This window comes from Gordonia neofelifaecis NRRL B-59395 (genome assembly GCF_000192435.1).
Lineage (GTDB): Bacteria > Actinomycetota > Actinomycetes > Mycobacteriales > Mycobacteriaceae > Gordonia > Gordonia neofelifaecis.
Map to the genome: position 1 here is coordinate 1 of NZ_AEUD01000034.1, position 10,696 is coordinate 10,696.

Below are 10,696 nucleotides of genomic sequence, written 5' to 3' on the forward strand. Positions count from 1 at the left end.
TGATCTGGTTCGTCGTCTGCCGGACGGTGGTCTGGAGTACTTGGGCCGCACGGACTTCCAGGTGAAGTTGCGCGGTCAGCGCATCGAGCTCGGCGAGATCGAAGCCGTCCTGGCAGGCGCACCGGGCGTGGTGCACGCGGCGACCACCGTCGCCTCCGCGCCGGGCGGCGGCGAACACCTCGTCGGATACCTGGCGGCGGCGCCGGGCGAGTCCGTCGACCTCGAGGCCGTCAAGGCGGTCGCCGAGGACGCACTCGCCGGCTACATGGTGCCGTCGGTGTGGATGGTGCTCGAGGACATCGCGTTGAATACGGCGGGCAAGATCGATCGGAAGGCGTTGCCTGCGCCGGAGTTCGGTTCGTTGGATGCGGAGTTCGTGGCGCCGGAGGGTCCGGTGGAGGCTGCGGTGGCGCAGGCGTTCGCGGATGTGCTGGGTGTGGAGCGCGTCGGTGTGACCGATGACTTCTTCGATGTGGGTGGTAACTCGTTGTCGGCGATGCGTCTGGTGGCGCGTGCGGGTGAGGCGTTGGGTGTGGAGTTGTCGGTGCGCGATCTGTTCGACGCGCCCACCGTCCGCGACCTCGTCGCCGCTTCGGCCGGCCGGGCGCCCGCCCTCGCCCCGATCACCGCGGTCGACCCGCGGCCGGACCTGATTCCGCTGTCGTTCGCGCAGCAGCGCATGTGGTTCATCAACCAGTTCGACCCGGAGATCGCCACCTACAACATCCCGTCGGTGATGCGGCTGACCGGTCCGCTCGACTACGCAGCGCTGCGCGCCGCGTTCGGCGACCTCGTGGCGCGCCACGAGGTGCTGCGGACCACCTTCCCGTCGGTCGACGGCCGCCCGGTCCAGCGAGTCCACCGGGTCGACGAGATCGACCGCCGCCTCGATTTCGCCGTCGTCGCGACGCGGGCCGAGCTCGAGACCGCGGTCGGCTCCGGCTTCGACGTCAGCGCCGAATGGCCGATCCGCGTCCGGATCTGGCAGACCTCGGAGGACGAGTGCATCGTCGCCGTCGTCGCCCACCACATCGCCGCCGACGGCGAGTCGCGGGCGCCTCTGGTGACGGACGTCCTGACCGCGTACGCCGCTCGTCGCGCGGGCACCCCGCCCACCGCGACCCCGTTGGCCGTTCAGTTCGCTGACTACGCGATCTGGCAGCACGAGGTCCTCGGCGATCCGGCCGATGCGCAGACCGTCGCCGGGCGCCAGCTCGACTACTGGCGGCGCACGCTCAGCGGACTCCCGGACGTCCTGGACCTGCCCGCCGACCGGCCGCGTCCGCAGGTCGCGTCGCAGTCCGGAGCGCATTCGAGCTTCACCGTTCCGGCGCCGCTCGCTCGCCGCGTCGAGGAGATCGCCGTCGAGTCCGGAGCCACGCCGTTCATGGTGCTCCACGCCGCGCTCGCCGTGCTGCTCGCCCGGATGTCGGCGACCGACGACATCGCCGTCGCGACCCCGGTCGCCGGGCGCGGGCAGGCGATCATCGATCCGCTGATCGGCATGTTCGTCAATACGCTCGTGCTGCGCTCGGAGATCGATCCGAGTGGATCGTTCGCGGACCTGCTCGCGCAGATCCGCACCACCGACCTGGACGCCTTCGGCAACGCCGACGTGCCGTTCGAGGTGGTGGTCGATGCCGTCGATCCCGTTCGCAGCGAGGCCTTCGCACCGCTCGCTCAGGTGATGCTGGCGCTCGATCAGGACCGAGCGGCGTCGTCGATCACGATCGACGGTCTCACCGTCGAACAGGTCGAACCGCCGTCGATCGCGGCCCAGCTCGACCTCGCGGTCCACGTCGCGGTCTCCGCCGACGACGACTGGGCGGGAACGCTGATCTACGCCACCGATCTCTTCGACGCGTCGACCGCCGACGAGTTCGGCGCGCGCTTCGTCCGACTGCTCGACGGGCTGACGCAGGCACCCGACCGCACGGTCGCCGATGCCGACGTCATCACCGCCGACCAGCGTTCGACCGCGGTCGCGCTCGGCAATGGACCCGCGGTCGACGTGGTCGACCAGACGGTCGCCGATGCCGTCGCCGCGCAGATCGCCCGGACCCCCGATGAACGCGCGATCAGCTTCGAGGGGCGAAGTGTCTCTTACGCCGAGCTCGGGCACCGCGTGTCCGCGCTGGCCCGCGACCTGATCGCAGCGGGCGTGGGCCCGGACACCGCGGTGGCCGTCTGCATCGACCGGAGCGTCGAGATGATGGTCGCGATCCACGCAGTCCTCGCCGCGGGCGGCCAGTACGTCCCGGTCGACACCGCCGCACCGACCGACCGCGCCCGATACATGCTGGAGACCGCTGCCGCCAAGGTGCTGCTCGTGGCCGCCGACAACCCGGTGACCGACGTCGTGTTCGCCGCGGCCGAGGCCGGTGCGCGACTGATGCGCGTCGACGCACAGGCGCCGATCGAACCGTCGGCGCCGATCACCGACGCGGACCGGCTCGCGCCGATGGATCCCGACAACGCCGCGTACACGCTGTTCACCTCGGGCTCCACCGGCCGTCCGAAGGGCGTGACGGTGTCGCATCGGGCGATCCTGAACCGCCTCCGTTGGGGCCTCGCCGAGTTCGCGTGGACCACGGGCGACCGGATCGTGCAGAAGACGCCGTACACGTTCGACGTGTCGGTGCCGGAACTGTTCGCACCGCTGATGACCGGAGCGACGGTGATCGTCGCGCGGCCCGGCGGCCACACCGATCCCGACTACCTCATCGACCTGCTCGAGACCGCCGAGGCGACCTCGGTGCACTTCGTGCCGTCGATGCTCTCGGTCTTCCTCGACGTCGTCGATCCGACGCGACTGGCCGCACTCACCTCACTGCGCTGGGTCTTCGCCTCGGGTGAGGCGCTACCGCCCGCTGTCGTGGCACGTGCTCACCGGGCGCTGCCGGGAGTCGGCATCCACAATCTCTTCGGGCCGACCGAAGCCGCCGTCGAGGTCACCTGGGCGGACGTCTCCGACGCTCCCGACCCGGTGACGATCGGCCGGCCGGTGTGGAACACCTCCGCGCTCGTCCTCGACGCCCGTCTGCGCGCGGTGCCGACCGGTGTTCCCGGTGAGCTGTACCTGGGCGGTGTTCAGGTGGCCCGCGGGTACGCGGCGCAGCCGGGGCTGTCGGCGGAGCGGTTCGTCGCCGATCCGTTCGGTGCGCCGGGTGCGCGGTTGTACCGCACTGGTGATCTGGTGCGTCGTCGTGCGAACGGTGACATCGAGTATCTGGGTCGTACGGACTTCCAGGTGAAGCTGCGCGGTCAGCGCATCGAGCTCGGTGAGATCGAGTCGGTGCTCGCCGCGGCACCCGGCGTGGTGCACGCGGCGGCGACCGTCGCGACCGCGCCGACCGGCGCCGAGCACCTCGTCGCCTACGTGGCTCCCGCGACGGTCGATCTGGACGCGGTCAAGACCGCCGTCGACCAGGCGCTGCCGGAGTACATGCGTCCGTCGGTGTGGACGGTGCTCGACGACATCGCGCTCAACTCGGCGGGCAAGATCGACCGCCGGGCGCTGCCCGAGCCCGAGTTCGCCTCGGCCGACAGCGAATACGTCGCACCGGAGGGTGACGCCGAGGAACGACTGGCCGCCGTGGTCGCGGGCATCATGGGCCACGAGCGCGTCAGCGTCACCGAGTCGTTCTTCGCCATGGGCGGTGACTCGATCATGTCGATCCAGCTCGCGTCCGCGGCGCGCGCCGCGGGCATCGAACTCTCGCCCCGTGAGATCTTCGAGCACCGGACCGTCCGTGCGATGGCGGCGGCCGCGGGTTCCGCGGTGCTGCCGATGCTGCCCGAGCCCGCGGGCGGCGGCAGCGGTGCGTCCGCGATTCCGCCGGTCGTCGCCTGGATGATCGAGCACGCCCAGCAGCCGTCCGATTTCGCAGACTTCTCGCAGACCGCGGTGATCGCGGCGCCCGAGGGGCTCGAACTCGCTGATCTGGCGCGCCTGCTCGACGCGGTGGTACGTGTGCACCCGATGCTGTCCGCGCAGCTCAGCAAGGTCCCCGCTGAGAATGACGCCGCTGACAATGACGCCGCCGACTGGGCACTCGTCACCGGTACGCCGTTCGATGCGCAGGCGGCCGTCGCCCACATCGCGGCTGACGCGCCACTCGGCTCCGAACGTTTCGACGACGCGCTGCGGGCGGCACACGCCGGTGCGGCAGGCCGCCTCGATCCGGCGACCGGATCGCTGGTGCAGGCCGTGCACGTCACCGACCCGACGGGTGCCGGACGGGTCGTCGTGGTGATCCACCACCTCGGCGTCGACGCCGTCTCGTGGCAGGCGATCATCGAGGACCTGGTCACCGGCTGGGCCCAGCTCAGCGCGGGCGAGCCGATCGCGTTGCGGCCGGAGGGCACCTCGGCCCGCGCCTGGGCCGGCGCCCTCGCCGATCAGGCACAGTCGCGGACCGGCGAACTCGACTACTGGCTGACCCGGCTCCCGGAGCATCCGACGTCGTTCGGCACCGCGCTCGACCCGTCGCGCGATCGCGACTCGGCGTCGTCGTCGTTGCTGCACACGCTGCCCGCGGAGCTGACCGAGAAGGTGCTCAGTGCCGTCCCGGACGCCTTGCAGGGCAACGTGAACGACGTTCTGCTCGGCGGGCTCGCACGCGCGGTCCGCGGTTGGCAGAACGACCGCGGCATCGTCGACGACGCACCGGTGACGGTGCTCCTCGAATCGCACGGCCGCGTCGAGGACCTGCTTGTCGCCGGCGACGATCCGCATCGCGCGGACCTCTCGCGCTCGGTGGGCTGGTTCACCTCGATCGCACCGACCGCGATCGATCCCGCCGGCGACATCGTGCACGCGATGAAGGCGGCGAAACAGGAGCGTCTCGGACAGCCGGACGCGGGTGTCGGCTTCGGTCTGCTGCGCTATGCCGCGCGCACCGAGCTCGCGAACCGTCCGCTGCCGTCCATCATCTTCAACTTCCTGGGCGCGGGCGCGTCCGGCGGCGGTGCGGCATCGGTGGATCTGCCGTTCATGAGTGCGGACGGTCCGGCCTTCCCGCCGTCGGTGGGCGGAGCCATGTCCGCGCTCGCGGCCCTGACCATCAACTCGGGGACCACCGTGGAGTCGGGGGAGCGGCGGATCTGGGTGGACTTCCGGTTCCCGGACGCGATCCTGGAACCCGCCGATGCCGAGAACATCGTTCACCGTTGGGAGAACGAGCTGGCGGCCGCCGCTGATCTGGTGGATCGTGGCGTCGATCTCGGACTGTCGCCGTCGGACGTTCCCGGCAGCGGGGTGACGCAGCAGGACCTGGATCGCATCGCCGACCGCCATCCCGGTGCGGACGTGTGGCCGCTGACGCCGCTGCAGCGCGGTCTGTACTTCCAGTCGCGGCTGGCCGCGGCGTCGGCGCCCGACCACGCGGAGACGGTCGACGTCTACGTGACGCAGGCCGTTCTCCACCTGGGCGGCGAAGTGGACGTCGAGCGGCTGCGTCGGGCGGCCACCGAACTGCTCGCGTCCCACCGAGCGCTGCGGTCGTCGTTCGTCGAGACCGCGAGCGGAGCGGTCGTGGCCGTGGTGCCCGAACGCGTCGAGGTGCCGTGGCGGGTCGTCGAACTCGACGGCGCGTCGAACGCCACGGACGAGGTCGCCGCACTCGCCGCGGCGGAGAAGCTCGATCCGTTCGACATGACCGCCGCGCCGCTGATGCGGGTGGTCGTGGTTCGTCACCCCGAGGGCACGAGCGTCGTCCTCACGAACCATCACATCCTCTTCGACGGCTGGTCCGGCCCGCTGGTGATGGCCGATCTGCTCGCGCTGTACGCGACCGGCGCCACCTACACCGGCGCCGGAACGAGCCCGACCGACTTCGCCGACTATGCACGCAGGGTCGGCGCCGTCGACGAGGCGGCGGCCGCGGCCGCGTGGACCGAGGTGCTCGCACCGATCACCGAACCCACCTTCGCGGCGCCCGCGATCGAGGTGACGGCGGAGGCGATGCCGCGTGACCTGCGTACTCAGCTCGGCGCCGAGCTGACCACAGCGGTCGAGGACGTCTCCCGCACCAGCGGGGCCACCGTGTCGACGGTGCTGCAGTTCGCGTGGGCGCTGCTCATCTCGCGGTACACCGGAAACCGGGTCGTCAGCTTCGGCGAGACCGTCTCCGGCAGGCCCGCGGACCTCGACGGCGTCGAATCGATGGTCGGCCTCTTCATCAACACCCTGCCGGTGGTCGTCGACGTGGACCCGGCCGCGAGCGCCGCCGAGGTGCTCGCCGCGCTGCAGGCGGACAAGGTCAAGGTCCTCGATCACCAGCACCTCGGCTTGTCCGAGCTGACCGCTCTCACGGGGCTGTCCGGACTGTTCGACACCTCGACCGTCTACGAGTCCTATCCGGTCGACACCGACTCGCTGACATCGGCGGACACCGGTGCTGCGGGCGACGGGCTCGAGATCCTCGGCGCGGACGTGTCCGACGCGACGCACTACCCGCTCAACCTGAGCGCGGCACCCACCGCCGAGGGGATCCTGCTGACCCTGAAGTACCTCCCGACGGCGTTCAGCGACCGTCAGGTGGAGGTCTTCGCGGATGCGCTGAGGCAGATCCTGACAGGGATCGCGGCCGACCTCGACCGCCGCATCGGCGACATTCCACTGGTGTCTCGTGCCGGAGGCGCGCACGCGATGCTGCCGCTGTCCGCTCCGGCCCTCGAACCCATGCGGCTCATCGATCTGATCGCCGCACGCGATCTCGACCCCGAGCATCCCGCGATCATCGCCGGTGACGAGGTGATCTCGTACGCGGACTTCGAGGCGCGCACCAACCGCGTGGCGCGCGGGCTGATCGCCCAGGGTGTCGGCCCCGAGGACATCGTCGCCGTCGCGCTCGAGCGTTCCGTCGAGTCGGTGACCGCGGTGTGGGGCACCGTCAAGTCGGGTGCCGCGTTCGTCGCCGTCGATCCCGCCCATCCGGACGAGCGCATCACCGCGATGCTCGACGACACCCGGTCCCGGTTCGGCATCACGCGGAGCCAGTACGCGTCTCGGCTCTCGGCGTTCGACCCGACCTGGCTTCTCGTCGAGGAACTGGCGTTCGCCGACATCGACGGCTCGGATCTCACCGACGCCGACCGTAACGGTGTGCACCGGATCGACGATCTGGCCTATCTGGTCTTCACTTCGGGGACGACCGGGCGGCCGAAGGCGGTCGCCAACACCAGTCGCGGCCTCGCCACCCTCGTCGAGCAACTCCATCAGATCTCCGGTACCCGTCGTGAGCGGCCCGACGCGCGCGTGCTGCACCTCGCGTCGCCGAGCTTCGACGCGTCGTTCTTTGAGATCCTGTGGGCATTGGCCAACGGCCACACGATGGTCATCGTTCCGCCGTCCGACTACGCCGGACCCGCGCTCGACGCGATTCTGCACGGGCAGTCGGTCACCGATCTGGTCGTGACGCCGTCGGTGCTGGCGACTCTCGACTCGACGGCGACGACCGGGCTGCGGAATCTCGCCGTCGCCGGTGAGGCCTGCCCGCCCGAACTCGTCGATCGCTGGGCGACGACGACGGCGGCCGGTCGCCGGATGTGGAACTTCTACGGTCCGTCCGAGACGACGGTCCAGGCGTCCGACGGGGTCCTCCAACCCGGTGCCCCGATCACCATGGGCGAGCTGATGCCGGGCTTCACCGGCTATCTGCTCGACGAGCATCTCCATCCGGTGCCGCGCGGATTCGTCGGCGAGCTGTACCTCTCGGCACCGGCGAGCCTCGGTCGCGGCTATCTGAAGCGCCCCGGTCTGACCGCAACGCGATTCGTTGCCGATCCGTTCGCGGCCGACGGCCGCCGGATGTACGCCACCGGCGACATGGTTCGGATCAACGACGACGGTCACCCGGAGTACGCCGGGCGATCGGACTTCCAGGTGAAGATCGCCGGTCAGCGCATCGAGCTCGCCGAAGTCGAGACCGTGTTCGCCGAGCAGGACGGCGTGGCGACCGCTGTGGTGGTCGGCGTCGGCAAGCCCGCGACATCGTTGGCGGCGTACCTCGTCCCCGAGAACGGCGCCGAGGTGTCCGTCGACGACCTCCGCGACGCCGCACGCCGGCGCCTGCCGTCGTTCATGGTGCCCGCGAGCATCATGCTGATCGACGAGATCCCGATCAACGCGGTCGGCAAGCTGGATCGCCGCGCCCTCCCCGAACCGGAGGCGGCGAGCACCGAGTACGTCGCACCCGGGACTCCGGAGGAGGAGATAGTCGCGCGCGCCTTCGCAGAGGTTCTGGACCTCGATCGGGTCGGAGTCACGGCGAGCTTCTTCGATTTGGGCGGCAACTCGCTCTCGGCGACGCGACTGGTCGCACGCGTCTCCGAGGCGCTGGGCGTCGAGGTCTCGGTCCGCGACGCCTTCAGTGCACCCACCGTCCGCGATCTGGTGCACGCCGTCGCCGGTCGCGATGCCGCGCTCGAGCCGGTCACCGCGGTGATCCCCCGGCCTGAGACGGTCCCGCTGTCGTTCGCGCAGACCCGGATGTGGTTCATCAACCGGCTCGAACCCGAGTCGCCCGTCTACAACCTGCCCGCTGTGCTCCGCATCCGCGGTGCGCTCGACGTGGACGCGCTGTACGCGGCGGTCATCGACGTGGTCGGCAGGCACGAGGTGCTCCGCACCACCTTCCCGGACGTCGACGGACAGCCGTATCAGAACATCGCGCGGAAGTCGGCAGTGGCCGCACGTCTGGACTGGGCGATCGTCGACTCGCAGGCGGAGATCGAGGTGGCCGCGATGGCCGGCTTCGACCTCACGTCGCAATGGCCCGTGCGGGTCCGCGTGTGGGAGGTCTCGGGCGACGAGTTCGTCCTCGCGGTGATCACCCATCACATCGCCTCGGACGGCGAGTCGCAGCTGCCGCTGGTCAGCGACTTGCTGACTGCCTATCTGGCCCGTGCCCAGGACGAGACGCCGGAGTTCGCTCCGCTCGACATTCAGTACGCGGACTTCGCCCTATGGCAGCACCGAGTGCTCGGTTCGCCCGACGACGCGGACTCCGTGGTCGGACGTCAGCTCGGCTACTGGCGCGAACGTCTGGCCGGTCTGCCCGACGTGCTGGAGCTGCCCGCCGATCGCGCACGACCGGCGGTGGCGACCCACGACGGGCGGAATGTGACGTTCGAGATCCCGGCAGCGGTGGCGGCCCGGATCGGCGAGGTCGCGAAGACCCACGGCGTCACCCCGTTCATGGTGGTGCACGGTGCGTTCGCGGTCCTGCTGGCGCGCCTGTCGGCCACCGACGACATCGCCGTCGCGACGCCGATCGCCGGCCGCGGCCAGCGTGAGCTGGACTCGCTGGTCGGTATGTTCATCAACACACTGGTGTTGCGGGCGCACGTCGATCCGGCGATGGCCTTCACCGCGCTCCTCGATCAGCTGCGCGAGGCCGACGTGGACGCCTTCGCACATGCCGACGTTCCGTTCGAGACCGTCGTCGACGCGGTGGACCCGGTGCGGAGCCAGGCGTTCGCGCCGTTGGCGCAGGTGATTCTGTCGTTCGATCCCGGTGCCTCGGTGAGCGACGTCGACCTGTCGATCGCCGGCCTCGAGATCGAGCCACTGGAGGCCGAGCACGTCCCAGCACAGGTGGACCTCTATGTCGAGGTGGCGTCCCGTCCGGACGGCTCCGGCTGGCTCGGTTCGATCACCTACGCGACCGACCTGTTCGACGCCTCGACAGTGGATCAGACGGCGCAGCGTTTCGTCGCCGCACTCGACGGTCTCACCGCGATGCCCTCGACCGCCGTCGGCGACGTGCCGATCCTGACCGAGGCCGATCTGTCGGCTGAGGCCGCACTCGAATGGGGACCGGCACGGGATCTGCCCGCGGTCACCTCCATTCCGGAGGCCGTCGCGGCGCAGATCGCGGCCACCCCGGACGCGATCGCGCTGCTGTTCGGTGACCGTGAGGTCTCGTACGCCGAGTTCGGTGCGCGGGTCAATACGTTGGCGCGTGAGTTGATCTCTGCGGGTGTGGGTCCGGATGTGGCTGTGGCGCTGTGTATTCCGCGTTCGGTGGAGATGATGGTCGCGATTCACGCGGTCCTTGCGGCGGGTGGTCAGTACGTTCCGATCGACACCGCGGCGCCGGGCGATCGCGCCGAGTACATGCTGAACACCGCCGGTGCGCAGCTGCTGCTGGTCTCCGATCCGGCCGAGGTCGCCGACGTGGTGTTCGCCGCGGCGTCGACCGGTGTGCGCCTGGTGCGCGTCGACGCCTCCGTCGATGTCGACCCGGCGGCAGCGCCGGTGGCCGACGCCGATCGCGGTGCGCTGCACGGCGATTCGGCCGCGTACACGCTGTTCACCTCGGGTTCGACGGGCATGCCGAAGGGTGTGACGCTTTCGCATGAGGCGGTCCTCAACCGGCTGTGGTGGGGCCTCGACGAGCTGCCGATCGGTGGTTCGGATCGGGTGGTGCAGAAGACGCCGTACACGTTCGACTGTTCGGTGACGGAGCTGTTCGCGCCGCTGATGGCCGGTTCGACGCTGGTGGTGCTGAAGGCCGGCGGACATTTGGAACCGCAGTATGTGGCGTCGGAGATCGCGCGGACGCGGGCGACGATGGTGCATTTCGTCCCGTCGATGTTGTCGGTGTTCCTGGAGGTGGTCGGGGCCGATCGGATTCGTGAGTTGGATTCGGTGCGGATCGTCTCGTGTACGGGTGAGGCGTTGCCGCCG

The 10,696-nt window shown here is 70.1% G+C and carries 1 protein-coding gene; it reads left to right on the forward strand.

Annotation, left to right across the window (positions count from 1 at the left end):
- On the forward strand, positions 1-10,696 hold a 10,696-nt coding region (locus tag SCNU_RS19825; protein ID WP_009681199.1), incomplete at both ends, for a non-ribosomal peptide synthetase.